The 22603-nt window shown below is 65.0% G+C and carries 23 protein-coding genes; 11 read left to right on the top strand and 12 right to left on the bottom strand.

The window, feature by feature from the left end; translation table 11 throughout:
- Positions 1 to 167: 167 nt before the first annotated feature.
- From ABIB90_RS08670 to eno, 4 genes are all read right to left on the bottom strand, one after another.
- Positions 168 to 719, bottom strand: coding sequence for an NADPH-dependent FMN reductase (locus ABIB90_RS08670; RefSeq protein ID WP_007590616.1), 552 nt, complete (start codon positions 717 to 719; stop codon positions 168 to 170).
- 175 nt (positions 720 to 894) lie between these two features.
- Positions 895 to 1893, bottom strand: a complete 999-nt coding sequence (locus ABIB90_RS08665) for an MBL fold metallo-hydrolase (RefSeq protein ID WP_354170779.1) — start codon at positions 1891 to 1893, stop codon at positions 895 to 897.
- Between the two features lie 121 nt (positions 1894 to 2014).
- Positions 2015 to 3148 (bottom strand): zinc-binding dehydrogenase, encoded by a 1134-nt coding sequence (locus ABIB90_RS08660; protein WP_027518151.1) that lies wholly within the window; start codon positions 3146 to 3148, stop codon positions 2015 to 2017.
- Positions 3149 to 3181: 33 nt separating this feature from the next.
- Positions 3182 to 4465 carry a phosphopyruvate hydratase gene (gene eno / locus ABIB90_RS08655; RefSeq protein ID WP_354170777.1) on the bottom strand — a complete coding sequence of 428 codons (1284 nt, stop codon included), beginning with the start codon at positions 4463 to 4465 and terminating at the stop codon, positions 3182 to 3184.
- 123 nt (positions 4466 to 4588) lie between these two features.
- Here eno and queF point away from each other — a divergent pair, with 123 nt between their 5' ends.
- Together queF and ABIB90_RS08645 are read left to right on the top strand one after the other, a co-directional pair.
- A complete protein-coding gene (queF, locus tag ABIB90_RS08650; RefSeq protein WP_007590611.1) occupies positions 4589 to 5065 on the top strand; it encodes a preQ(1) synthase in 477 nt (158 codons plus the stop codon).
- Positions 5066 to 5081: 16 nt separating this feature from the next.
- Entirely contained in the window at positions 5082 to 5867 is a 786-nt protein-coding gene (locus ABIB90_RS08645; RefSeq protein WP_354170774.1) for a substrate-binding domain-containing protein, read from the top strand.
- A 64-nt stretch (positions 5868 to 5931) separates the two neighbouring features.
- Here ABIB90_RS08645 and ABIB90_RS08640 read toward each other — a convergent pair whose 3' ends face one another.
- The 3 genes from ABIB90_RS08640 to ABIB90_RS08630 form a co-directional block, all read right to left on the bottom strand.
- Positions 5932 to 7140: an MFS transporter gene (locus ABIB90_RS08640; protein WP_354170772.1), complete on the bottom strand. Its 1209-nt coding sequence runs from the start codon at positions 7138 to 7140 to the stop codon at positions 5932 to 5934.
- Entirely contained in the window at positions 7140 to 8003 is an 864-nt protein-coding gene (gene kdsA / locus ABIB90_RS08635) for a 3-deoxy-8-phosphooctulonate synthase (RefSeq protein WP_354170770.1), read from the bottom strand. The genes ABIB90_RS08640 and kdsA overlap by 1 nt, the downstream gene beginning before the upstream one ends.
- Before the next feature lie 125 nt (positions 8004 to 8128).
- Positions 8129 to 8455 (bottom strand): NIPSNAP family protein, encoded by a 327-nt coding sequence (locus ABIB90_RS08630; RefSeq protein ID WP_007590607.1) that lies wholly within the window; start codon positions 8453 to 8455, stop codon positions 8129 to 8131.
- Between the two features lie 197 nt (positions 8456 to 8652).
- Between ABIB90_RS08630 and ABIB90_RS08625 the strand changes: the two genes are divergently transcribed.
- The 3 genes from ABIB90_RS08625 (at position 8653) to ABIB90_RS08615 (ending at position 11466) form a co-directional block, all read left to right on the top strand.
- Positions 8653 to 9327 carry a response regulator transcription factor gene (locus ABIB90_RS08625; protein ID WP_354170768.1) on the top strand — a complete coding sequence of 225 codons (675 nt, stop codon included), beginning with the start codon at positions 8653 to 8655 and terminating at the stop codon, positions 9325 to 9327.
- Positions 9324 to 10700: a sensor histidine kinase gene (locus tag ABIB90_RS08620; protein WP_354170766.1), complete on the top strand. Its 1377-nt coding sequence runs from the start codon at positions 9324 to 9326 to the stop codon at positions 10698 to 10700. The genes ABIB90_RS08625 and ABIB90_RS08620 overlap by 4 nt, the downstream gene beginning before the upstream one ends.
- 103 nt (positions 10701 to 10803) lie before the next feature.
- Positions 10804 to 11466 carry a class I SAM-dependent methyltransferase gene (locus ABIB90_RS08615; RefSeq protein WP_354170764.1) on the top strand — a complete coding sequence of 221 codons (663 nt, stop codon included), beginning with the start codon at positions 10804 to 10806 and terminating at the stop codon, positions 11464 to 11466.
- A 5-nt stretch (positions 11467 to 11471) separates the two neighbouring features.
- On the opposite strand, the gene pyrG is transcribed toward ABIB90_RS08615, so the two are convergent.
- The 3 genes from pyrG to tpiA all read right to left on the bottom strand — a co-directional run bounded on the left by pyrG (position 11472) and on the right by tpiA (position 14548).
- Positions 11472 to 13103, bottom strand: a complete 1632-nt coding sequence (pyrG, locus tag ABIB90_RS08610) for a CTP synthase (protein WP_007590604.1) — start codon at positions 13101 to 13103, stop codon at positions 11472 to 11474.
- A gap of 165 nt (positions 13104 to 13268) precedes the next feature.
- A complete protein-coding gene (gene secG, locus ABIB90_RS08605; protein WP_354170762.1) occupies positions 13269 to 13655 on the bottom strand; it encodes a preprotein translocase subunit SecG in 387 nt (128 codons plus the stop codon).
- 137 nt (positions 13656 to 13792) lie between these two features.
- Positions 13793 to 14548: a triose-phosphate isomerase gene (gene tpiA, locus ABIB90_RS08600; RefSeq protein ID WP_354170761.1), complete on the bottom strand. Its 756-nt coding sequence runs from the start codon at positions 14546 to 14548 to the stop codon at positions 13793 to 13795.
- A gap of 223 nt (positions 14549 to 14771) precedes the next feature.
- Here tpiA and ABIB90_RS08595 point away from each other — a divergent pair, with 223 nt between their 5' ends.
- From ABIB90_RS08595 to moaC, 4 genes are read left to right on the top strand one after another with little or no spacing between them, the layout of a single operon-like run.
- A complete protein-coding gene (locus tag ABIB90_RS08595; RefSeq protein WP_354170759.1) occupies positions 14772 to 16670 on the top strand; it encodes a peptidylprolyl isomerase in 1899 nt (632 codons plus the stop codon).
- A 14-nt stretch (positions 16671 to 16684) separates the two neighbouring features.
- Positions 16685 to 17698, top strand: a complete 1014-nt coding sequence (gene trpD, locus ABIB90_RS08590) for an anthranilate phosphoribosyltransferase (RefSeq protein ID WP_354170757.1) — start codon at positions 16685 to 16687, stop codon at positions 17696 to 17698.
- Between the two features lie 7 nt (positions 17699 to 17705).
- Positions 17706 to 18524, top strand: a complete 819-nt coding sequence (gene trpC, locus ABIB90_RS08585; protein ID WP_354170755.1) for an indole-3-glycerol phosphate synthase TrpC — start codon at positions 17706 to 17708, stop codon at positions 18522 to 18524.
- On the top strand, positions 18524 to 19036 hold the full coding sequence (moaC, locus tag ABIB90_RS08580; RefSeq protein ID WP_007590598.1) for a cyclic pyranopterin monophosphate synthase MoaC: 513 nt from the start codon (positions 18524 to 18526) through the stop codon (positions 19034 to 19036). Before trpC ends, moaC begins: the two co-directional genes overlap by 1 nt.
- 11 nt (positions 19037 to 19047) lie before the next feature.
- On the opposite strand, the gene ABIB90_RS08575 is transcribed toward moaC, so the two are convergent.
- On the bottom strand, positions 19048 to 19635 hold the full coding sequence (locus ABIB90_RS08575; protein WP_354170752.1) for a CGNR zinc finger domain-containing protein: 588 nt from the start codon (positions 19633 to 19635) through the stop codon (positions 19048 to 19050).
- 136 nt (positions 19636 to 19771) lie between these two features.
- Here ABIB90_RS08575 and ABIB90_RS08570 point away from each other — a divergent pair, with 136 nt between their 5' ends.
- Both ABIB90_RS08570 and ABIB90_RS08565 read left to right on the top strand, forming a co-directional pair.
- Positions 19772 to 21187: an amidase gene (locus ABIB90_RS08570; protein WP_354170750.1), complete on the top strand. Its 1416-nt coding sequence runs from the start codon at positions 19772 to 19774 to the stop codon at positions 21185 to 21187.
- A complete protein-coding gene (locus ABIB90_RS08565; protein WP_354170748.1) occupies positions 21184 to 22440 on the top strand; it encodes an MFS transporter in 1257 nt (418 codons plus the stop codon). The genes ABIB90_RS08570 and ABIB90_RS08565 overlap by 4 nt, the downstream gene beginning before the upstream one ends.
- Here ABIB90_RS08565 and ABIB90_RS41620 read toward each other — a convergent pair.
- Entirely contained in the window at positions 22421 to 22540 is a 120-nt protein-coding gene (locus tag ABIB90_RS41620; protein ID WP_502917044.1) for a Flp family type IVb pilin, read from the bottom strand. The genes ABIB90_RS08565 and ABIB90_RS41620 overlap by 20 nt on opposite strands.
- Positions 22541 to 22603 lie beyond the last annotated feature (63 nt).

The raw sequence follows: 22603 nt of genomic DNA, 5'->3' as shown, positions 1-22603 counted from the left end.
GCGGACCCTCATGGCGAGGAGGCGCAAAGCGCCGTCTCGCGGACGATGCTTCGCATCGCCGCGAGAACCATGAAGGCACGGCAGTTTCCCGGAGCCATCCTTCGAGACGAACGCTTCGCGTTCTCCTCAGGATGAGGGCCTATGCTGTGGCTGCGGGCGATTTGGCCTCAGCCGTGATGCTTCGCGACGTGCACCGCAAACGCGTCGATATAGGCCTGGAGCACGGGCTTCAGGGACTCCTTGGTCAGGTTGCCCTCAGCGTCGAACGCGTCGCCCACCCCGTTCAGATAGGCCTCCGGCTGCTGCATGATCGGGCCGGAAATGCCCGGCAGGATGTTCTGCAGCGTCTTGGCGGCGCTGACGCCGCCGAGCGGGCCCGGCGAGTTCGCGATGATGCCGACCGGCTTGCCGTTGAACGAGCTCTTGCCATAGGGCCGCGAGGCGACGTCGATGGCGTTCTTCAGCACGCCCGGGATCGCCCGATTGTATTCCGGCGTGACGAAGATGACGCCGTCCGACTTCTGGATCTTTTCGCGAAAAGACAGCCAGTCGGCCGGCGGCGCGCCCTCGAGGTCCTGATTGAAGAACGAGATGCCGGCCGGCGTGATGACCTCGAGCTTGAGCGAGGCCGGCGCGAGCTTGGCGAGCGCATGGGCGATCTTCAGCGAAAAGCTGTCCTTGCGCAGGCTGCCGGCGATCGTGACAATATTGTAGGCCATGGAGTGTCCTTGAAATCTTCAGCGGGAGTGCCGGGGCGGCACTTAAGCGATCCCGAGTGATGGATGCAAGTGCATGGACCGATCGGATTTGGAAACGCTGCGTTTCTGAACGGTTGCCCAAACCATCAGGCCGCCAAGTGGCGGCCTGAGTCGTTGGTACAATCCGCAAATCGGTTCAGATCGTCGGATTCCACGCCGACGGGATCAGGCGATATTTGGCGCCGTCCTTCTCGACATGGCCGACCGAGGGAAACGTGAAGTGGAAGCCGATCACGGTCGCCTTCTCGGCCGCCGCCATGTCGTAGAACTTGTGACGCGTCTCCTGCGCCAGCGCAGCATCGGTATCGAACACCACATGCCAGTCCGGATTGCGCAGGAAGAACTCCGGGATGTTGGTGACGTCGGACTGGATCAGCACCTTGGCATCGCCCGAGGCGACCGCAAACGAGGTGTGGCCCGGCGTGTGGCCGGGCGTCGCGATCGACGTGATGCCCGGCGCGACCTCCTTGCCCCACGCGTACTTCGTCACCTTGGATTCGAGGCCGGCAAAGGTCTTCTTCACGTTGGCGAAGTAGTTCTTCATCATCGCGTTGGACTCGGCCTTGGCGGCATTGTCCTCGCTGGTCCAGAACTCCCAGTCCTTGCCCGGCACCATGATCTCCGCATTCGGAAAGGCGAGCGCGCCGTCGGCGAGGCGAATGCCGTTGGTGTGGTCGGGATGCAGATGCGACAGCAGCACGACATCGATGCTCTTGGGGTCGACGCCGGCGGCCTCGAGGTTCTGCAGCGTGCGGCCGACCGCGCCCTTGCTGGGCTCGAGATTGGCGACACCGTTGCCGGTATCGATCAGCACGAGCTTGGAGCCGGTGTTGATGAGCTGCGGGTTGAACGGTACCGTGACCATGCCCTTCGGCATGTAGGCCGCCTCGCCCGCGGCCAGCGCTTCCTCCTTCGGCGCGTTGACGACGAACTTGTCCGGCATCGGGAAAGTACGCGCACCGTCATTGATCGAGGTGCACTCGTAGCTGCCGATCTTGTAGCGGTAGAAGCCCGGCGCCTGCGTGCCGGTTTGCGGCACCGAGGCATTGGCGGTGGTCGATCCAAGCTTGGTCACGGCCGCCGCACCGAGGACGGCGGCGCCTGCGAGCAAATGGCGGCGATTGAGATCGGTCATGGAGAAGTCCCCTTCTGAGCGCGCCCTGCGGTTTTTTCCGCTTTCAATGGCGGCGGAATAATCTCCGGCTTCGCTCAGAAGGCAAGACCTTCTTTGGGTCACGTGCCGTCGCACATCACGATTATTTATTTGGGTTGATGAGGAATTTTTCGCCGGTGGCGCGTTTGGCGTAGACCGCGATGTTGGCCGGATCGAGCGCCTCGGAAAGCGACACCACCTTGGTGTAGTGGCTGGCAAACGTGGTCTTCAGTTCATCGACCACGCGCTGGCGCAGCCTGGCCCCGTCCGCCTGCCCGATCTTCATCAGGAACGGAAACAGCAGCCAGCCGCCGACGCCCCAGGCCATGCCGAAGCCGCGTGGCAGTTCGATCGGGCGGACATCGAGTGCGCCATAGACGTAGACCTGCTTGTGCACGTTGGAGCCGTAGCGGCTGTATTCCTTCGCGGTCTTGTTGATCGCGACTTCCATGCAGTTGAGGATATCGCCGGCGAGCTTACCGCCGCCGATGGCGTCGAAGGCGATGGTGGCGCCGGTCTCGACCAGCGCGTTGGTGAGATCGCCGAGGAAGCTCGGCGCGGTGGAATCGACGACATATTTGGCGCCGATCTTGTGCAGGATGTCGGCCTGCTCCTTGCTGCGCACGATGTTGACCAGCGGGATGCCGTCCTTGATGCAGATCTTGTTCAGCATCTGGCCGAGATTGGATGCGGCCGCAGTGTGTACCAGCGCCTTGTGACCCTCGCGCCGCATGGTCTCGGTCATGCCGAGCGCGGTCAGCGGATTGACGAAGCAGGAGGCGCCTTCGGCCGGCGTGGTGCCTTCCGGCAGCGGCAGGCACTCGCGCACTTTCAGCGTGCGATACTGCGTATACATCGCGCCGCCGATCATCGCGACGGTCTTGCCCATCAGTGCCTTGGCGGCATCCGACGAGCCGGTCCTGATCACGACTCCCGCGCCTTCGTTACCGACCGGCATGGATTCGTCGAGCCGGCCTGCCATCGCTCGCATCGCGCCTTCCGGCACCTTCGCGGTGATGACGGGAGCGCCCTTGTCGCCGGAAGCCTTTGCCGTGCTCATGTCGGCCGCGCCGATCAGGAGCCCGAGATCGGACGGGTTGATCGGCGCCGCCTCGACGCGGACAACGACCTCGTCCGCGGCGGGCTCGGGAGTCGGCACGTCGAGGAGCGAGATCTCGAGCTCGCCGCTCTTCTTGATCAGCGAACGCAATTGCAGGCCGTTCTTCCCGTCGCTCATGTCGATCCTCCCTGTTTTTGTCCGACCGCTGGCTTATGCCATCGCCTTCAGTGCCGCCTTGCCGCCGTAGAGCGCCTGCTTGCCGAGCTGCTGCTCGATGCGCAGGAGCTGGTTGTATTTGGCGGTGCGATCGGAACGTGCAAGGGAGCCGGTCTTGATCTGTCCGCAATTGGTGGCGACCGCGAGGTCGGCGATGGTGGAATCCTCGGTCTCGCCGGAGCGGTGCGACATCACCGAGGTGTAGCCGGCCTTGTGCGCCATCTCGACGGCGGCGAGAGTCTCGGTCAGCGTGCCGATCTGGTTGACCTTGATCAGGATCGAGTTGGCCCGTCCGGCCTTGATGCCTTCAGCGAGCCGCTTGACGTTGGTGACGAAGAGATCGTCGCCGACGAGCTGGCACTTCTTGCCGACGAGGTCGGTCAACTCCTTCCAGCCGTCCATGTCGTCTTCCGACATGCCGTCCTCGATGGTCACGATCGGATAGCGCGAGACGAGGTCGGCAAGGTACTTGGCCTGCTCGGAGATCGAGCGGGTCTTGCCCTCGCCTTCGTAGACGTACTTGCCGTCCTTGAAGAACTCGGTCGAGGCGCAGTCGAGGCCGATGACGATGTCGGAGCCCGCCTTGTAACCGGCCTTGCCGATCGCGTTCATGACGAATTCGAGCGCGGCGTCCGCCGACGGCAGGTTCGGGGCGAAGCCGCCCTCGTCGCCGACATTGGTGTTGTGGCCGGCCTTCTTCAATTCGGACTTCAGAGTGTGGAAGACCTCCGCGCCGTAGCGCAGGCCCTCGGCGAAGGAGGACGCGCCCACGGGGAGGATCATGAACTCCTGGAAGTCGATCGGGTTGTCGGCGTGCATGCCGCCATTGATGATGTTCATCATCGGCACCGGCAAGAGACGCGCGGAGGTGCCGCCGACGTAACGGTACAGCGGCATGTCGAGCGAGTTCGCGGCCGCCTTGGCGCAGGCGAGCGACACGCCGAGGATGGCGTTGGCGCCCAGCCGGCTCTTGTTCGGCGTGCCGTCGAGGTCGATCATGATCTGGTCGAGCTGGGCCTGCTGCTCGACATCGAGGCCGCTCAGCGCCTCGAAGATCTCGCCGTTGACGGCGCCGACCGCCTTGGTGACGCCCTTGCCGAGATAGCGGGCCTTGTCGCCGTCGCGCAGTTCCACCGCCTCATGGGCACCGGTCGAGGCGCCTGACGGCACGGCGGCACGGCCGAGCGCACCATCTTCCAGCACGACGTCGACCTCGACGGTGGGATTGCCACGGCTATCCAGGATTTCGCGTCCGATGATGTCGATGATGGCGGTCATGAGGGCCTCTTTTCGGGGACTAAGCAGTCAGTTGGGGTGCTTCTACCGCAATGCATCGAAACGGAAAAGGCCGGGTGACGGCCGCACGATGATTGGCTAAGAGGGCGCCACGGAGGCGGCCTGATGTCGAAAAAACCCAGCAAATCGAACAACTCCCCTGCTTTGCAGCTTGGCCGCGCCGTGGAATGGCCGGATGCGCCCGAGAAGGCAAAACTCGACCGCGTGCCCAATCCGCAAGGAGGCACCGATTATCTGGTCCGTTTCACCGTGCCCGAGTTCACCTCGCTCTGCCCGGTCACCGGACAGCCGGATTTCGCACATCTGATGATCGACTACGCCCCCGGCCAATGGTTGCTGGAGTCGAAATCGCTCAAGCTCTACATCGCGAGCTTCCGCAATCACGGCGCCTTCCACGAGGATTGCACGGTGATGATCGGCAAGCGCATCGCAAGCGAGATCAAGCCGAAGTTCTTGCGCATCGGCGGCTATTGGTATCCGCGCGGCGGCATCCCGATCGACGTGTTCTGGCAGACCGGCCGCGCGCCGAAGGGATTGTGGGTGCCCGAGCAGGGCGTCGCGCCCTATCGCGGCCGGGGCTAGTTGGAGACGCATGACGATGACATCGACATCAGCAACATTTCGCAACGTTGCGTTGGGCCTTCTGGGCGTCCTGTGGTTCACCGGCGCGTCGGACGCTGCCGAGGTCCGCGTGATGATCTCGGGCGGATTGACGGCTGCCTACAAGGCGCTTGTGCCCGAGTTCGAGAAGGCTACCGGCAACAAGGTGCTGACGGAATATGGGCCCTCGATGGGGACCACGACCAACGCCATCCCGGTCCGGCTGGAGCGCGGCGAGCCGGCCGATGTCCTGATCATGGTGGGCTACGCCCTCACCGATCTCGCCAGTAAGGGCAAGGTCGTCGCCGGCAGCCAGGTCGACCTGACGAGATCGCCGATCGGCGTCGCCGTGAAATCGGGCGCGCCGAAGCCGGACATCAGCTCGGTGGAAGCGGTCAAGCGCGCGTTGCTCGCGGCGAAGACGATCGCCTATTCCGACAGCGCCAGCGGCGTCTACGTCTCGACCGAAATGTTTGGAAAGCTCGGCATTGCCGATGTCATGAAGGACAAGGCGCGCAAGATTCCGGCCACGCCGGTCGGCGAGATCGTCGCCCACGGCGATGCCGAGCTCGGCTTTCAGCAGATCAGCGAGCTGAAGCCCGTGAAGGGGATCGATATCGTCGGACCGCTGCCGAACGAATTGCAGCAGATCACGATCTTCTCAGCCGGCATCGCCAGCGTTTCCAAAGAGCCCGAGGCTGGCCGGGCCTTGATCAAGTTCCTGGCTTCCCCGGCCGCCCGCGACGCGATCATAGAGAGCGGCATGGAGCCGATCGGGAACTAGCGCCTACGCCGGCCGGCGGCATTGATGCTGCTAAAGCTCGAAGAGCGTTAGCTTGATACTTCCGTCAGGTCCGCGCGTCGGATGGCGCGCGCTGCTTCAACAGGCGCGCGCAGACAAGGCCCAACACCACCATGATCGCGGCGCTCGCGAACAGGGTCGGCATCTTGCCGCCATGCTGCAGGCCAAGGCCATAGGCGAGCGGCCCGACCGTCTGCCCCATGAAGAAGAAGAACGAATGCAGCGACAGCGCGGTGGCGCGTGCTTCGACCGAGAGCTCGCTGGCAAACATCTGAAGGCAACCATGGGCGATGTAGAAGCCCCAGCCCATCACGACAAGATTGAGCGCCTGCACTTCCCAGCGCGGGCCGAAGGCGACGACAACGAGCTGCGAAGCGACCAGCGTCATGCCCGCGATCATCATGCCCTTCATGCCCAGCCATGGCAGCAGGCGCGACACAGTCAGTGTGTAGAACAAGCCGCCGACCGCAAATCCCGCGATGACGATGCCCGCGATCGAGAGCGAGGTCTGACCGAGCTCGAACAGGAACGAGGCGATGTAGGGAAACAGGCCGAGCACGCAGCAGCCTTCGATGAACACCGCCGAATAACAGACATAGGCGTTCGGGTTGGTGAAGATGGTGCGATAGCCCGCCTTCAGCGCCGACAGGCTCGTCTTCGGCGGATGCTTGACCTTGGCGCCACGAAAACCGGCGGCGACCGCGACCGACGCAACAATCACGAGCACCCCGAGCACCGCCAGCACGCCGCGCCAGCCGAGGAAATCGCCGATCAAGCCGGAAGCGGAGGCGCCGAGCAGATTGCCCGTCATCGCGCCGGCGAGCGTGCGGCTGATCGCGACCTGGCGTTTCTCCGGACCGACGAGATCGCTGGTCAGGCTGAGCGCCACCGGAAACACGCCGCCGGAGCCGATGCCGGCGAGGATACGGGTCGCGAACAGAACCGAGAACGAGGTCGAGAGCGAGCCCAGGATGTTGGCAAGGCCGAGCAGCGCGAGGCAGCCGATCATCAGCCGCGTCTTGCCGAACAGATCGGCGGCCGCGCCGACGATCGGCTGGATGATCGAGAAGGTGAAGGCGAACACCGCGGCAAAGCCGGCAGCGGTCGCGATGCTGACGCCAAAATCCTCGGCGACGTGCGGCAGCACCGGATCGAGCGCGCGCGCGGAGAGCGCCGCGGCGAAGCTTGCACCGGAGATGACGTAGAGCGCGGCCGGCAGGCCGTGATCGTGCGCCCGCGCCTCGCCTTGCTGCATCAGCGCGGGTCGGCTTTGGTAAAATCTTTGGCGAGCGCGTCGAACGCCAGCAGCCTTCGAATCAGCGCCTCGAACTCGCGCAGCGGCACCATGTTGGGTCCGTCCGACGGCGCGCTGTCAGGGTCGGGATGGGTCTCGATGAAGACACCGGCAACACCGACAGCGACGGCTGCGCGTGCGAGCACCGGCACGAATTCGCGCTCGCCTCCGGAAGACGTCCCCTTCCCGCCCGGCTGTTGCACCGAATGGGTGGCGTCGAAGATCACGGGTGCGCCGGTGGTACGCGCCAGGATCGGCAACGCGCGCATGTCCGAGACCAGCGTGTTGTAGCCGAAGGACGCGCCGCGTTCGGTGACGAGCACGTTGGGATTGTTCGCGCTCGTGATCTTGGACACGACATTGGCCATGTCCCAGGGCGCAAGAAACTGACCCTTCTTGACGTTGACGACCTTGCCGGTTGCGGCGGCCGCCAGCAGCAGATCGGTCTGGCGACACAGGAAGGCGGGGATCTGCAGGATGTCCACCGCCTGCGCCACCTCGGCGCACTGCGCGGCGTCATGAACATCGGTCAGGACCGGCAGGCCGAGCGACGATCGGATCTCGGCGAAAATCGGCAGCGACTGCGCAAGCCCGAGACCACGCGCAGCCGACGCGCTGGTGCGATTGGCCTTGTCGAACGAGGTCTTGTAGACGAGGCCGATCTGCAGCCGCGCGGCGATCTCCTTCAGCGCGGAGGCCACTTCCAGCGCATGCTGGCGGCTTTCGAGCTGACACGGCCCCGCAATGATCGAGATCGGCAGATCATTGCCGAATTTGACCTTGCCAATGGTAACGACCGGCGCCGCTGACGTCGAAGAGCTCAAGGCAAATCCCTCGTTTCGGCGCGACCATAGCCGCGATGAAGGGCGGATCAACCCCATTCGGCCTCGCCTCCCAGAATATCAGGGTTGCACCCAGGCCCTCAGCTATGGCCTCGCGCCGGCGGCCTCTACTTCACCGCCGAGAAGGCGGTCGGCGCCAGGATCTGGCTGACGATGTTGCCGACAATCTGGCCGTCCGCCTCGCTCTCGGCGCGCCCTTTCATCCAGTCCGGATCGGTCATGAAGGCGGCCCACTTCTTCTCGCGCTCGGCGAGCGACTCCCAGGCCAGGAAATAGGTCAGCTCCTGGTTGGATTCACCGATCAGCGTCGTGAAAAACCCGGCCTGCCTGATGCCGTGCTTTTCCCACACCTTCAGCGTGACGGTCTCGAACCGCTTGAGAAGTGCCGGCAGGCGGCCGGGCACGCAGCGATAGATGCGCATTTCGTAGATCATTCTTGTTCCTCCCTGATCAGGTCCGGCGGTTATAACGGTTGGCCCTGACGGTGTCTTGAGGCCCGCTCGGCCGCCCCCGGTGGCGTTCCGCGCATGGCTAGGGTCCGCTCAAAGTCCCCATCCCGCAGCCGGTTCCCGCAATGCTGCCGCAATGATACGGCCGCTAGATTGGCGCGATTGAGGTTGAGGTGCGGATCATGCGGATTTTGCTCGTCGAGGACGAGGCCGAAATGGCGGACGCGCTGGCGTCGGCGCTGAAGCGCTACGACATGGTGGTGGACCACGCCCCCACGCTCGCGGAGGCGGAAGAGGCCATTTCTGCCGACGTCCACGCCGCCGTCCTGCTCGATCGCCAGCTTCCCGATGGCGACGGTCTCACCCTGATCCCGAAACTGCGGGCGCGCGCCGACGGCGTGCCGATCATCGTGTTGACGGCGCGCGGCGAACTCGCCGATCGGGTCGCCGGACTGGACTGCGGGGCGGATGATTATCTGTCAAAGCCGTTCGCGGTGGAGGAATTACTGGCGCGGCTGCGCGCCGTGCTGCGCCGGCCCGCCGGGATGCAGCCCGACATCATGCACGCCGGCCGCCTCGCTTTCGATTTCGGCCATCGCGAGGCAAGCATCGACGGAGCTCCGCTCGAGCTGCCACGGCGCGAGCTCCTCGTGCTGGAAGCCCTGGTCCGCCGCATGGGCCGAACCGTGCTGCGCTCCGCGCTGGAAGAAGCCGTCTACAGTTTCGACGACGAGATCCAGTCGAACGCGCTCGATACGCAAGTGTCGCGCCTGCGCCGCAAACTCTCGGAAGCCGATGCGCGCGTGGAGATCCACGGCATCCGCGGCGTCGGCTATCTGCTGAAGAAGCTGCCATGAGCAGGCACCACGATCCCTATTGCCTGCGCTCGCGGCTGAGCTGGCGCCTGCTGTCGCTCCAGGCGGTGCTGCTCACGGCGCTCGTTGCCGTCATCGTCGGGGCGTTGAGCGTGTCGGGGTTCGCGATCGCCGGGCGCGACGAAGATCACGTGATCGAAATCGTCCAGCGCGCGCTCGGACGCGACGCGCAAGGCGACCTGGTCCTGCGATCGACGACTGAACTGAAACAATTGCGCAGCGAGACCCCCGATCTCTGGTTCCTGATCCGCGACAGGCAGGGACATTCGCTCAGCGAAGGCGCCGTGCCGGCCGAATTCGCCGCCATAGGCAGCAGCCTCGACCAGATCAGCCAGGCACGGCTCGGCTGGCAGCTGTTCGAGGACGATCCGCGCAAGCCCCCGGCGCGGCTGAAGCGCGTCGACACCGACGCCGGCAATGTGCAAATCATCACGGCGACGCAAGGCAGGCTCACCGGCGCCAAGGCGTTGTTCATGACGTCGCTTGCATTGCTCGGCGTCGCCCTGCCCGGCCTGCTCCTCATGGGTACGGCGACCTTCATTGCCACACCGATGATCGTGCGGCGCGCCTTTAGGGGGATCGATGCGACGGCGGACCAGGCGCGGCGCATCGACATCCATCAACGCGGCGCGCGGCTGTCGCTGGACCGGATTCCGCTGGAGGTCGTGCCGCTTGTGACCGCGGTCAACGACGCGCTGGCGCGGCTAGACCAGGGCTATGCCCGCCACAAGCGTTTCGTCGCCGATGCCGCACACGAGTTGCGCACGCCAATCGCAATCCTGAACACGCGGTTGGAGTCGCTTCCGGCGGGGCCGGACAAGACCCGGCTGCTGGAGGATGCCGCGCGGCTGGCTACGCTTGCCGAGCAACTGCTCGACATTCAGCGCCTCGACCGCTGCGGTCATCCCTTCACGCGCGTCGACCTGGTCGCAATCGCGCAAAGTGCGGCCGCAGATCTCGCGCCGCTGGCCATTGCCGCCGGCTACGAGTTGGCGCTCGATGCCCCCTCCACGCCGGTCGAAACGATCGGCGATGCGGCGGCGCTGGAGCGCGCGCTGACCAACCTCGTGCAGAATGCGATCCAGCACGGCCCTCGCAGCGGCACCATCGGCATTCGTGTCACGAGGCCCGCGAGCATCGAGGTCACGGACGAAGGCGCCGGCATTCCGGCCGATCAGCGCGAACAGATATTCGAGCCATTCTATCGGCTGACACCGCTCGATCGCGGTGCCGGCCTCGGCCTCAACATGGTGCGCGAGATCGTGCTCCTGCATGGCGGCCACATCTCGGTCGCGGACGGAGCGATCGGCGGCGCGTGCTTCAGGATGTCACTGCCGCCAGTCCGGGAGAATTGACGCAATCGGCAGGCGGCACGCAATGCTGTCGCAATGCACGCAAGCGATTGTTCGGCCGCCTCACCTCTGACCTGCGAGGCGCAACCAAGATGCCGGAGTGCGCATGCCCAACGATTTCCTCTCGTTCTTCCTGTCATGGATGTCAGCCCCGCGTCGCGTCGGCGCGATCGCGCCGTCAGGCGCGGCGCTGGCCGATCTCATCACCCGCGAGATCACCGCATCGACCGGCCCTGTTCTCGAGCTCGGCCCCGGCACCGGCGCGTTCACCTACAAGCTGCTCAAACGCGGCGTGCGTCAGCAGGACCTCACGCTGGTCGAATACGGCTCCGACTTCATGAAGCTGCTCCAGATGCGTTTCCCCAACGCGCGCGTCTTGTGGATGGATGCGGGGCGGCTGGCAGCGGAACGCCTCTATGACGGCGCACCCGTCGGCGCGGTCGTGAGCGGCCTGCCGCTGCTCAACATGTCGACGCGCAAGGTCGTCTCGATCGTCGGTGGCGCGTTCAGTCACGTCCGCCCCGGCGGCGCGTTCTACCAGTTCACCTACGGCATGAGTTGCCCGATCCCGCGGCCCGTGCTCGATCGGCTGGGCTTGCGCGCAAAGCTGGTGGATCGTGCCCTGCTGAACGTGCCGCCGGCCGCCGTCTACAAGCTGACGCGCCGGCCGCAGATGAAGCTCGTCACGGGATCGCTTGCGCCTGATACGTCAATGCCGGCTGCGCCGGAGCCGATGCTTCTTGCGCGCGACTACACTACCGCGCGCTGAGTCGATTACACCAGGCGGCTCTGCACCATCGCCGCCCGAATGAACGACGCGAACAGCGGATGCGGCTCGAAGGGGCGCGACTTCAGTTCGGGATGGAACTGGACGCCGATGAACCAGGGGTGATCCTCGTACTCGACGATCTCCGGCAGCACGCCGTCGGGCGACAGGCCCGAGAATTTCAGCCCGTGCTGCTCGAGGCGATCCTTGTAGGCGGTGTTGACCTCGTAGCGATGGCGGTGGCGCTCGGAAATCTCGGTCGCGCCGCCATAGACCTCCGAGACGCGGCTGCCGCGATTGAGCGCTGCGGGATAGGCGCCCAAGCGCATCGTGCCGCCGAGATCGCCGGCGTTGGTGCGCTTCTCGAGCTCGTTGCCGCGCAGCCATTCCGTCATCAGGCCGACCAGGGGCTCCTTGGTCGGGCCGAACTCGGTGGAGTTGGCCTCCTCGATCCCGACGAGATTCCGAGCGGCCTCGATCACCGCCATCTGCATGCCGAAGCAGATGCCGAAATACGGCACGTCGCGCTCGCGCGCGAACTGCGCCGCACGGATCTTGCCCTCGGCGCCGCGCTGGCCGAAGCCGCCGGGCACCAGAATGCCGTTGACGTGCTCGAGGAACGGCGCGGGATCTTCCTTCTCGAAGATCTCGCTTTCGATCCAGTCGAGATTCACCTTCACCTTGTTGGCGATGCCGCCATGCGAGAGCGCCTCGATCAGCGACTTATACGCATCCTTCATGCCGGTATACTTACCGACGATGGCGATGGTGACGTTGCCCTCGGGGTTGCGGATGCGCTCGTTGATCTGCTGCCAGCTCCGCAGCTCCGGCGGAATCCGCGAACCGATGCCGAAGGCGGCAAGCACTTCGTCGTCGAGGCCTGCCGCATGGTAAGCCTGAGGGACAGCGTAGATGCTGTCGGCGTCGCGCGCCTCGATGACGGCGCTCTCGCGCACGTTACAGAACAGCCCGAGCTTGCGCCGTTCCTCCTTCGGGATCTCGCGATCGGTACGGCAGAGCAGGATGTCCGGCTGGATGCCGATCGAGCGCAGCTCCTTGACGGAGTGCTGCGTCGGCTTTGTCTTCAGCTCACCGGCGCTCGGGATGTAAGGCAGCAGCGTCAGATGAATGTAGATGGCGTGATCGCGCGGCAGCTCGTTCTTGAGCTGGCGGATCGCCTCGAAGAACGGCAGGCCCTCGATGTCGCCGACGGTGCCACCGATCTCGACCAGCACGAAGTCGTAATCGTCGTTGCCGTCGAGGACGAAATCCTTGATGGCGTTGGTGACATGCGGAACCACCTGGATGGTCGCGCCGAGATAATCGCCGCGCCGCTCCTTGGAGATGATGTCCTGGTAGATGCGCCCGGTCGTGATGTTGTCGGCCTTGGTCGCAGGCCGTCCGGTGAAGCGCTCGTAGTGGCCGAGATCGAGGTCGGTCTCCGCGCCGTCATCCGTCACGAACACTTCGCCGTGCTGATACGGCGACATCGTTCCGGGATCGAGGTTGAGATAGGGATCGAGTTTGCGGAGGCGGACCTTGTAGCCCCGGGCTTGCAACAGGGCACCGAGTGCCGCTGAAGCCAGACCCTTGCCGAGCGAAGAAACCACGCCGCCGGTGATGAATATGTACCGCGCCATGGGGCTTAACCTCTAATCCCTCGAATTCGATTCGCCAAAGCGATTCGTATTCCGCCCCAAACATTTTGCGGGGCTGTGGGTGAGCCAGAACTAAGAGTGGTGACAGAGCCTTGATGGGGATTGTTGATGCAGGACGGTAGAAGCCGCCCTGCATGGCCCCCTGCTTTATTGCGAACGCGGTACCTGCGGGCCGCTCGGGGCCGGAGCCTGCTGCTGCTCGTCGGCCTTCTTCAGCGAATCCAGGATGCCGCCCGAGGTCGGCGGCGCGATCGGTCCGCCACCGGCTGGCTGGGTCTGCGACGCCGGGGTGCCGATGATCGACGACGGCTTGCGGTCGTAGCCGGCATACCAGGACAGGAACAGGCTGGTGAGGAAGAAGCCGACCGCCAGGATCGCGGTGGTCCGCGTCAGAAGGTTCGCGGTGCCGCGGCTCGACATGAAGCCTGCGCCACCTCCCATGCCGAGGCCGCCGCCTTCCGACTTCTGGAGCAGGACGGCGCCGATCATGACGGTGACGATCATGAGGTGAATGACGATGACAACAGTCTGCATAGTGTCCTTCACAAGCCGACAGCGCCGAGACGGCGGCCAATCGTGCTTCGCGGGGTTTTCCTGAAGTTGCGCGGTGTTACACGATCGGAGGGGGCATTGCCACCCCCGATCCGCCGGGTCCTAAGGTTTGGAGTTAGCTAGGGACAGCCCTGAGCGATCGCAAGGAAATCGGCCGCCTTCAGGCTGGCTCCGCCGACCAGCGCGCCATTGACGTTCTTCACGGCCATCAGCTCCGCCGCATTCGACGGCTTGACCGAGCCGCCATAGAGGATGCGCATCCCGGCGCCGTCGGCCTTGAACCGGGAGGTCAGGAATTCTCGGATAAACCCATGAATCTGCTCGACATCCCGGGACGTCGGGGTCAGGCCGGTGCCGATTGCCCAGACCGGCTCATAGGCCACGACCAGATTGGCGGCGGTTGAGCCATCGGGCAGCGAGCCGTTGAGCTGGCCGCGCAGGATATCGAGGGTCTGGCCCGCATCGCGCTGGCCCTGCGTCTCGCCGATGCAGACGATAGCCGTCGCCCCGGCGCGCCAAGCGGCCTCAGCCTTCTGCCGGATCAAGGCATCGCCCTCGCCGTGGTCGGCGCGGCGCTCGGAATGGCCGACGATGATCGCGGTCGCACCCGAATCCGCCAGCATTTCGGCGGCGATATCGCCGGTATGGGCGCCGGAGGCCTTGGGGTGGCAATCCTGGGCCCCCACCGCGACCTTCTTGCCGCGCGCCTTCTCGGCAAAGGCAGCGATCAGGGTCGCCGGCGGGCAAACCAGCAGATCGGCTTTGCCGGCTACCTCTGCCGCACCATTGAGCATGGCGTCGAATTCGGCAGTCGAGGCCTTCAGGCCGTTCATTTTCCAGTTGCCGGCGATCAGGGGGCGGATGGCATCGGTCATGTCAAATTCCAGCAAAATTCGGTTTGTTCATGCGCTAGCAGAGGTCCCGTGGCAGTTCCAGAGTCCAGGGGCTTTTAACCGCAGGGATCGAAAGCCTGCTAGACCCGAGGTTGCGGGGGGAAAGCCACCACTTTATGATGATTGATCAATTTGGTGACGCGCTTTTGCGGAATCTGCATTAAGACGCGCTCCCGTTCCCCTCCTGCCAAACAAGTTGGACCAAATGCTTCGAGGAATGCGCAAGGCCTCATCAAACTGGCTCGGCAAGACCATTATGGCCGTTGTGATGGGCGTGCTGATCATCAGTTTCGGCGTTTGGGGCATTGCCGACATCTTCAAGGGCTTTGGGCAATCCACCGTGGCCAAGGTCGGCGGCACCGAAATTTCGTTGAACGAGTTCCGCCAGATTTACACCGATCGCCTCCAGCAGATCAGCCGTCAATTCGGCCGGCCGCTGTCGCCTGAACAGGCGCGCGCCTTCGGCCTCGACCGTCAGGTGCTCCAGCAGACGATCGCGGAAGCCGCCCTCGACGAAGAGGCGCGCCGGCTCGGGCTCGGCCAGTCGGACGACCAGATCCGCCAGCTCATCATGAACGACCCGAACTTCAAGGGCGTCGGCGGCAACTTCGATCCGAACCGCTTCCAGTCCGTGATCCGCAATTTCGGCTACACCGAGCAGCGCTACGTCTCCGAGCAGCGCAAGGTCTCGCTGCGTCGGCAGATCACCGGCACAATCGGTGCCGGTATCGAGCCGCCGAAGGCGATGCTCGACGTGCTGACGCGCTTCCAGAACGAGCAGCGCGCCATTGAATTCGTCAGGCTCGACGCAGCCCAGGCAGGCACCATCGACGCGCCATCGCCCGAGGCGCTCGCCGCCTATTTCGAGGATCACAAGGTCCAGTTCCGCGCGCCCGAATATCGCAAGATCGCGTTCGTCGTGGTCTCGCCGGAGGAGATCGGCAAGTGGAGCGAGGTGTCGGACGAGGACGCCAAGAAAGCGTTCGAGCAGCGCAAGGATCGGCTCGGCACGCCGGAGAAACGCCAGATCCAGCAGATCGTATTTCCCAACGCCGCCGAGGCGCAGGCCGCACGCGAGCGGCTCACCAGCGGGACGTCGTTCGAGGACCTCGGCAAGGAGCGCGGACTGAGCGCGTCCGACGTCGATCTCGGGCTCGTGACCAAATCCTCGCTCGATCCCGCAGTTGGAGACGCTGTCTTCGCGCTTCCCGCCGGTGAAATCAGCCAGCCCATCCAGGGCCGTCTCGGCACGTCGATCGTCAAGGTCGAAAAGATCGAGCCGGGCGTGGAGGCGAACTACGCGAGCGTTGCCGCCGACATCAAGCGCGAGATCGCCACCGAGCGCGCGCGCGTCAAGGTCGCCGATCTCCGCGACAAGATGGAAGACGAGCGCGGCGGCGGTGCCAGCGTGATCGACGCGGCGCAGAAGCTAGGCCTCACCGCCGTGACCATCGACGCCGTCGACCGTTCCGGCCGCGCCCCGAGCGGCCAGCCGGTCTCCGGCATTCCGCAGGGCCTCGACGTGGTGTCGCAGGCCTTCAACACCGATGTCGGCGTCGACAACGACTCGATCTCGTTCAAGGGCGGCTATGTCTGGTACGACGTGCTTGCCATCACGCCGTCGCGCGACCGCAATCTCGACGAGGTCCGCGACCAGGTCGAGGCGCGCTGGCGCCAGGACCAGATCGCGACCAAGCTGAAGGCCAAGGCGACCGAGATCGTGCAGAAGCTTGAATCTGGCGGCAAGCTCGCTGACGAAGCAGCCGCGATCGGCGCCAAGGTCGAGACCGCCAGCGGCTTCAAGCGCGACGACTCGCCCGCCAGCGTGCCCGCAACCGTCGTGTCGGCCGCCTTCCGCGTCGGCAAGGACGGCGTCGGGCAGACGGCAGTGACCGGCGACACCGAGGTGATCGTGTTCCGCGTCACCGAGATCGTCGATCCCACGGTCGATGCCGCTTCCGAGGCGGTCAAGAAGCTGAAGGACACTCTCGACCGCGCGCAGACCGAGGAGCAGGTCGCGTCCTACGTCAACAAGCTTGAAACCGACATCGGGACCACCATTAATCAGGCCGCCTTCGCGCAGGTGACCGGCGCGAACCAGTGAGTTGAAAGCACGCGATGGACGACCTGAAATCGATCATTGGAAAAGTGGCGACCGGCGCCAGCCTGTCGCGTGACGAAGCGGCTTCCGCCTTCGACGCCGTGATGTCCGGCGAAGCTACGCCCTCGCAAATGGGCGGCCTGCTGATGGCGCTGCGGGTGCGCGGCGAGACCGTGGACGAGATCACCGGCGCGGTCGCGGCAATGCGCTCCAAGATGCTCACGGTCGATGCGCCCGCGGACGCCGTCGACATTGTCGGCACCGGCGGCGACGGCTCAGGCTCGGTCAATGTCTCGACCTGTGCCTCCTTCATCGTTTCGGGCGCCGGTCTGCCGGTGGCCAAGCACGGCAACCGCGCGCTGTCGTCGCGCTCGGGCGCCGCCGACGTGCTGACTTCGCTCGGGGTGAAGATCGATCTGAGGCCCGAACAGGTCGGCCGCTGCATACGCGAATGCGGCATCGGCTTCATGTTCGCCCCCGCCCATCATCCCGCCATGAAGAACGTCGGCCCGACCCGGGTGGAGCTTGCGACACGCACGATCTTCAATCTGCTCGGCCCGTTGTCCAATCCGGCCGGCGTGAAGCGGCAGATGGTCGGCGTGTTCTCCCGGCAATGGGTGCAGCCGCTGGCGCAAGTGCTCAAGAACCTCGGCTCTGATTCCGCCTGGGTCGTGCACGGTTCCGATGGCCTCGACGAGATCACCCTCACCGGCCCGACCTTCGTCTCCGCGCTCCACAATGGCGAGATCCGGAATTTCGAGGTGACACCGGAGGACGCGGGCCTGCCGCGCTGCGAGGCCGGTGCACTCAAAGGCGGCGACGCCGACGCCAACGCTATCGCCTTGCAGGGCGTGCTCGACGGCAAGCCGAGCCCCTACCGTGACGTCGCGCTGATCAACGCCGCTGCCGCATTGGTCGTGGCCGGGCGTGCCGGGGATCTCAAGGAAGGTGTCGTGATCGGCGCAAAATCACTCGACAGCGGCGCGGCGCGCGCGCGGCTGAAACATCTGATCGCGGTCTCGAACGGCTGAGCCTGACATGTCGGACATCTTGATCAAGATCGAAGCCTACAAGCGCGAGGAAATCGCTGCGGCCAAGCGAGCGCAGCCGCTGTCGGCGGTGGAGGCGAAGGCCAGGGCGCAAGCAGCACCGCGCGGCTTCCTGCGCGCGATCAAGGCCAAGCACGCCGATGGCGACTACGCGCTGATCGCGGAGGTCAAGAAGGCCTCGCCCTCAAAGGGCCTGATCCGCGCCGATTTCGATCCGCCGCTGCTGGCCAGGGCCTATGAGGCCGGGGGCGCTGCCTGCCTGTCGGTGCTGACGGACACGCCCTCGTTCCAGGGCCATCTCGACTTCATGGTGGCGGCCCGCGCGGCAACGTCACTGCCGGTGCTGCGCAAGGATTTCATGTTCGACACTTATCAGGTGGCGGAGGCCCGCGCGCACGGCGCCGACTGCATCCTGATCATCATGGCGGCGCTCGATGATGCCACGGCCAAAGAGCTCGAGGACGCCGCCATCGCCTATGGCATGGACATACTGATCGAGATCCACGACCGCGCCGAGCTTGACCGCGCGCTGAAGCTGCGTTCGCCGATGATCGGCGTCAACAATCGCAATTTGCGCACCTTCGAAACCACGCTTGCGACCAGCGAAACATTGGCTCCGCTCATACCCGGGGATCGGCTGATGGTCGGCGAGAGCGGCATCTTCACGCCCGCCGATCTCGCCCGGCTCGAGCGCGTCGGCATGTCGACCTTCCTGGTCGGCGAGAGCCTGATGCGGCAAGCCGACGTTACCGCTGCGACGCGCACACTGCTGGCGCGCGAGACCGCGCGCGCCACAGGCACGAACTGATGGCGCGTCAGCCCGCAAAGGCCAAACCGACCAAGACCGGCCCTGCCCTCACCCATATCGGCGCTTCCGGCGAGGCGCGGATGGTTGACGTGTCGGACAAGCCCGCGAGCGAGCGGCTCGCGGTCGCGGAAGGACGCGTCGTCATGACCAGGGCGACGCTTGACCTGATCGTGTCCGGCAACGCCAAGAAGGGCGACGTGCTCGGCACCGCCCGCATCGCCGGCATCATGGCCGCCAAGCGCACCGCGGAGCTGATCCCGCTCTGCCATCCGCTCGCGCTGTCGAAGGTGACGGTCGAAATCGAGCCCGACGCAAAGCTGCCGGGCTGCCTCGTCCGCGCCAGCGTGAAGGTCACGGGACCGACCGGCGTCGAGATGGAAGCGCTCACCGCCGTCTCGGTCGCCTGCCTCACCATCTACGACATGATCAAGGCGGTGGAACGCGGCGTGCGCATCGAAGGCATCCATCTGGTCGAGAAGCTCGGCGGCAAGTCCGGCCATTACCGCGTCTGATTGCTGCTAATCTATTTCGCCTCGCGCTGCCGCTCGCGATAGGCACGCGTCTTCATCCGATTGCCGCACAGCGTCGACATGCACCACCGCCGCGTCGATGGTTTCGACCGATCGAAGAACACCCGCCGGCATTCCTCAGAGGCGCACATCTTCAGCCGGTCCAACGTTCCCACAAGCGTTGCGTTGTGCAACTCGATGGCGATAGCCGACAGGCCGGCGAGCGCATCGTCGCGCATCGTCGATAATACTGCGCCGCAGCCAACCCGCGTCTCCACCCGCAACGGAAACGCCGCGAGCGCGTCACCGAGCGCGCCGAGAACCTCCTTGTTCCGGCGCCGCTCGGCCGGCTCGCATTGCAGATAGGCGCGTAGCGCTTCGCGCAGCCGCAGCGCGGTCGCGAACATTGCGGGCGTGATGCGCCCGCCGCCGAGGCCGCGCTCCTGCATCCAGTCCGCGAGCTGCTTCATCCCGGCAAGTTCGTCGCTCTGCGGGTGCTCCACCCCGAAATGCGAGAAGTGGCGAACATCGAGCGTGTTGGCGAAATCGTAGATGTTCGCCAACGCGTCAGGAACCTGGAACTTGCGTGACTCTTTCGACATCGGAATACCCGGAGAATTGGAACACCAGTAAAACATATTTACCGGTTGACAGCAACAGACACCAGTATATTTATTATACGGGTGTCTGCATGTCATCGAAATCGAGCGAGGTTGCGATGACAAAATGGAGAACGCCATGGCCGAAGCCCCGCACTATCTCGAACTCATCGAGCTTGCTGCACGCCTCGAGGCGCGCGAAATCTCCGCGTTGGAGGTGACGCGCGCGCAACTCGACCGTATCGACGCCCTGGACCATGAACTCGGCAGCTACGTTCACGTGATGTCGGAAACGGCTATTGCCGAGGCGAAGGCCGCGGACGCTGAGATCGCAAATGGCCAGTATCGGGGCCCCCTGCATGGCGTGCCGATTGCGCTGAAGGATCTGTTTTGGACCAAGGGCATTCCGACGGCGGCCGGCACCACGCTTCATCGCGATTTCCGCCCTGGTGAAGATGCGACCGTCACGCGCAGGGTCAGGGATGCAGGCGGTGTGGTGCTCGGCAAGTTGCAGCTCACCGAGGGCGCCTATTCCGATCACCACCCGCTGGTGACGCCACCGAGAAATCCATGGAATCCGGATTACTGGCCGGGCATCTCGTCCAGCGGCTCGGCGGTCGCGACGGCCGCCGGACTTTGCTTCGGCTCGCTTGGCTCCGACACCGGTGGCTCGATCCGCTGGCCCTGCGCCGCCAACGGCCTGACCGGGCTGAAGCCGAGCTGGGGCCGCGTCAGCCGCCACGGCACGTTCGAGCTGGCCGCGACGCTCGACCATATCGGACCGATCGGCCGCAGCGCGGTCGATGCCGGCGTACTGCTTGGGGTCATCGCCGGACACGACCCCAACGACCCGACGTCGCTGCTCAATCCGGTGCCTGACTATCTTGCCGCGGCCGCACGGGACGTGCGGGGCCTGCGGATCGGTGTCGACGCTGCCTGGAACGGCGAGGACGTGGACGTTGCGACACAGCACGTGTTGGCGGATGCCATCGATGCTTTCCGTGCGCTTGGCGCCCACACCGTCAACGTCAGATTTCCCGACGTAGAACAGGCGATCGCCGACTGGACCCCTAACTGTGCGGTGGAAGCTGCGGTCGCGCACGAGGCGACCCATCCTGTCCGCAAGAATGAGTATGGCCCAATCCTCGGCTCGCTGCTCGAGGCTGGTCGCGCGCTCTCCGGTCTCGACTATCAGAAGATCCTGCTGCGGCGGCTGGCACTGCGCGGCCAGGTGACCGCACTGTTCGAGACCATCGACCTGCTGCTGATCCCGGTCCACCCTTTCGCGCCGTTGACGCTGGCCATGATCCAGACGCTCGGCGAGCAGCCGGATCTGATCGCGAAGTTGCAGCGCTACACCTGCCCGTTCGACATGACCGGTCATCCCACGATCACGCTACCAGGTGGTGCATCGGCGGACGGACTGCCGATCGCGTTCCAGCTTGTCGCAGCCCATCTCGACGAGGCCACGCTGGTTCGCGCCGGCGCTGCGTTCCAGCGTGTCACGTCCTGGCATCGTCGCCATCCTTCCCTCACCTCGCGGAGGCAGCATTGACCATTCCATTCAATCCCGTAGGTCGAAGCATTTTCCACGGCTGGTTCATCGTCGCGGCGGCATTTGCCGTGATGTTCGTCGGCTTTGGTTCTGTGTACACATTCAGCGCATTTCTGGAGCCGCTCCAGCGCGATTTCGGCGCCTCCCGTGGTTCAATCTCGCTGGTGTTCTCGATTGCGGGCTTTCTGTACTTCGCTCTCGGACTCGTCAGCGGTACCCTCGCCGACCGGCTCGGTTCGCGTCCGCTGGCCGTAGCGGGTATGGTCCTGATGGCGGTTGGACTTGCGGCCGCGAGCGCGGCACGTTCCCTCGTGGAGGTCTATCTCGCCTACGGGCTCGGTGTCGGCCTCGGCGTCGGCTGCGCCTATGTTCCGGCAATCGGCGCGGTGCAACGCTGGTTCGTCAAGCGCCGCGGCTTTGCCTCTGGGCTCGCGGTGAGTGGCATCGGGCTCGGCACGCTGGCAATGCCGCCGCTCGCCTCCTTGCTGATCGCATCGATGGGCTGGCGCGGCGCCTATCTGGTGCTGGGCGCGATTGCGCTGGTGCTGGGCGGTGGGATGTCGATGCTCATCGAGAACGATCCGAAGGACCGCGGCCTCCGGCCCGACGGCGATCCGCCTTGCGACGCGGCGGACACGGCCAACGCCGGCGGCGCCTCGGTGCGCGAGGCCGTCCGGTCGACGCGTTTCGTCGCCCTTTACGCATCGTGTCTGGTCTGCTCGTTCGGCGCCTTCGTTCCATTCGTTCATCTCGTGCCTTACGCGCGCGACCACGGTGTCGCGGCGTCCTCTGCCGTGCTGCTGCTGGGCGTGATCGGGGCCGGCAGCACCGCTGGTCGCTTCTTTCTCGGCGCGATCGCCGACCGGATGGGCCGCGATCGCTCTCTGATCATGGTCATGATCGGAATGGCGTTCGCGATGGCGATCTGGGCCATTGCCGCTGATGTCCGGACCCTCGCCGCCTTTGCCTTCATTTACGGCGTGTTCTACGGCGGCTGGGTCGCGGTGCTGCCCGCCGTGGTCATGGACTATTTTGGCGGACGCAACGTCAGCGGAATCATCGGCATTCTCTACACCAGCGTGGCGTTCGGGACATTGGTTGGTCCGAGTGCGGCCGGCTTCGCCTACGACCTCAATCACAGCTATACTTTGCCGATCCTGATCAGCGCCGCCGCGAACATCGTCGCGGCACTGATCGTGTTGGCGATACTGGCGCGCAGCGAAACCCGGCCGATCAGCGCAACGACGCGCTGATCGCCCCGAATCTTGAATCGAGCTTGCTGCCCAGGCCGTTCACCACGGCGATGATCGCAAGCGCGATGCCGGCGGCGATCAGGCGATGGTCGGCAGAAATTGTCCGGCCGCGCGGAAGCTTCCGACAATGCTGCACGTCTCGCGTCCCGCATATTGATTGCTT

The sequence above is a fragment of the Bradyrhizobium sp. JR4.1 genome (assembly GCF_040548605.1).
GTDB classification, from domain to species: Bacteria; Pseudomonadota; Alphaproteobacteria; order Rhizobiales; family Xanthobacteraceae; genus Bradyrhizobium; species Bradyrhizobium canariense.
Note: the sequence above shows the minus strand (reverse complement) of the source record. Positions and strands in the feature narration are given on the sequence as shown.

Coding starts and splice junctions, on each gene's coding strand:
- ABIB90_RS08595 (WP_354170759.1), top strand. CDS start 14,772: ATGCTTCGAGGAATGCGCAAGGCCTCATCAAACTGGCTCGGCAAGACC.
- pyrG (WP_007590604.1), bottom strand. CDS start 13,103: ATGGCGCGGTACATATTCATCACCGGCGGCGTGGTTTCTTCGCTCGGC.
- secG (WP_354170762.1), bottom strand. CDS start 13,655: ATGCAGACTGTTGTCATCGTCATTCACCTCATGATCGTCACCGTCATG.
- ABIB90_RS08625 (WP_354170768.1), top strand. CDS start 8,653: ATGCGGATTTTGCTCGTCGAGGACGAGGCCGAAATGGCGGACGCGCTG.
- ABIB90_RS08660 (WP_027518151.1), bottom strand. CDS start 3,148: ATGAGCGACGGGAAGAACGGCCTGCAATTGCGTTCGCTGATCAAGAAG.
- trpC (WP_354170755.1), top strand. CDS start 17,706: ATGTCGGACATCTTGATCAAGATCGAAGCCTACAAGCGCGAGGAAATC.
- moaC (WP_007590598.1), top strand. CDS start 18,524: ATGGCGCGTCAGCCCGCAAAGGCCAAACCGACCAAGACCGGCCCTGCC.
- queF (WP_007590611.1), top strand. CDS start 4,589: ATGTCGAAAAAACCCAGCAAATCGAACAACTCCCCTGCTTTGCAGCTT.
- eno (WP_354170777.1), bottom strand. CDS start 4,465: ATGACCGCCATCATCGACATCATCGGACGCGAAATCCTGGATAGCCGT.
- ABIB90_RS08620 (WP_354170766.1), top strand. CDS start 9,324: ATGAGCAGGCACCACGATCCCTATTGCCTGCGCTCGCGGCTGAGCTGG.
- ABIB90_RS08575 (WP_354170752.1), bottom strand. CDS start 19,635: ATGTCGAAAGAGTCACGCAAGTTCCAGGTTCCTGACGCGTTGGCGAAC.
- ABIB90_RS08670 (WP_007590616.1), bottom strand. CDS start 719: ATGGCCTACAATATTGTCACGATCGCCGGCAGCCTGCGCAAGGACAGC.
- ABIB90_RS08570 (WP_354170750.1), top strand. CDS start 19,772: ATGGCCGAAGCCCCGCACTATCTCGAACTCATCGAGCTTGCTGCACGC.
- ABIB90_RS08615 (WP_354170764.1), top strand. CDS start 10,804: ATGCCCAACGATTTCCTCTCGTTCTTCCTGTCATGGATGTCAGCCCCG.
- tpiA (WP_354170761.1), bottom strand. CDS start 14,548: ATGACCGATGCCATCCGCCCCCTGATCGCCGGCAACTGGAAAATGAAC.
- trpD (WP_354170757.1), top strand. CDS start 16,685: ATGGACGACCTGAAATCGATCATTGGAAAAGTGGCGACCGGCGCCAGC.
- ABIB90_RS08630 (WP_007590607.1), bottom strand. CDS start 8,455: ATGATCTACGAAATGCGCATCTATCGCTGCGTGCCCGGCCGCCTGCCG.
- ABIB90_RS08665 (WP_354170779.1), bottom strand. CDS start 1,893: ATGACCGATCTCAATCGCCGCCATTTGCTCGCAGGCGCCGCCGTCCTC.
- ABIB90_RS08640 (WP_354170772.1), bottom strand. CDS start 7,140: ATGCAGCAAGGCGAGGCGCGGGCGCACGATCACGGCCTGCCGGCCGCG.
- ABIB90_RS08645 (WP_354170774.1), top strand. CDS start 5,082: ATGACATCGACATCAGCAACATTTCGCAACGTTGCGTTGGGCCTTCTG.